Raw genomic sequence first — 826 nt, forward strand, 5'->3', positions numbered from 1 at the left:
GGGCGCCGTCGTCGGGCCGGCGCGGGACGCTGAGCCCTACCGCGGCCGCGCGCGCCGATGCTCCACTGGTGGGGTCCGAACCGCCCGCCGAAGCCCTCGCCGGGCCGGCGGTGCGGACCGCCCACCGTCCTGGAGGTTCCGTCATGACCGCCCGTCCCGTCGCCCCCGGCATCCACCTCGTCCAGCACGCGAACGTGAACTGCTACCTCATCGAGGACACGGACGGGCTGACCCTTGTGGACGCCGGCCTGCCCGCCGTGTGGCGTCCGCTGGGGCACGCCGTGCGCGCGCTCGGGCGTCGCCCGGAGGACATCAAGGCCCTCGTGCTCACGCACGCGCACTTCGACCACGTCGGTGCCGCGCGTCGCCTCGTGGAGCGGCTGGGGGTCCCGGTGTACGCCCACCGCGCCGAGCACTACCTCGCCGCCCATCCCTACTCCTACGCGCACGAGAACCCGCGCGCGCTCTACCCGCTCCGCCACCCGGCCGCGCTGCCGATCCTGGGCTCGATGGTGGCCGCCGGGGTGTTCACGGTGAAGGGCGTCAGGGCGACGGCCGAGCTCACCCCGGGGGAGACGGTGCCCGTCCCCGGGCGCCCCGTGGTGGTGCCGAGCCCGGGCCACACGCACGGCCACTGCGCCCTGCACCTGCCGGACCGGGACGTCCTCATCTCCGGCGACGCCCTCGTCACCCTGGACCCCTACACCGGTCGCCGCGGCCCGCGCATCATCGCCGGGGCCGCGACCGCCGACAGCGGCCTCGCCCTGCGCTCGCTGGACGCCCTCGCCGCGACGGGGGCCGGCACGGTCCTGCCCGGTCACGGCGA

At 76.6% G+C, this 826-nt stretch carries 1 protein-coding gene; it reads left to right on the forward strand.

Annotated elements, in window-relative coordinates:
- Positions 1-143 precede the first annotated feature (143 nt).
- Positions 144-826: MBL fold metallo-hydrolase (locus tag HMPREF3105_RS01250; RefSeq protein ID WP_070708587.1), on the forward strand; the 683-nt coding region annotated here is incomplete at its 3' end.

The organism is Micrococcus sp. HMSC31B01 (genome assembly GCF_001816085.1).
Classification (GTDB): domain Bacteria; phylum Actinomycetota; class Actinomycetes; order Actinomycetales; family Micrococcaceae; genus Micrococcus; species Micrococcus luteus.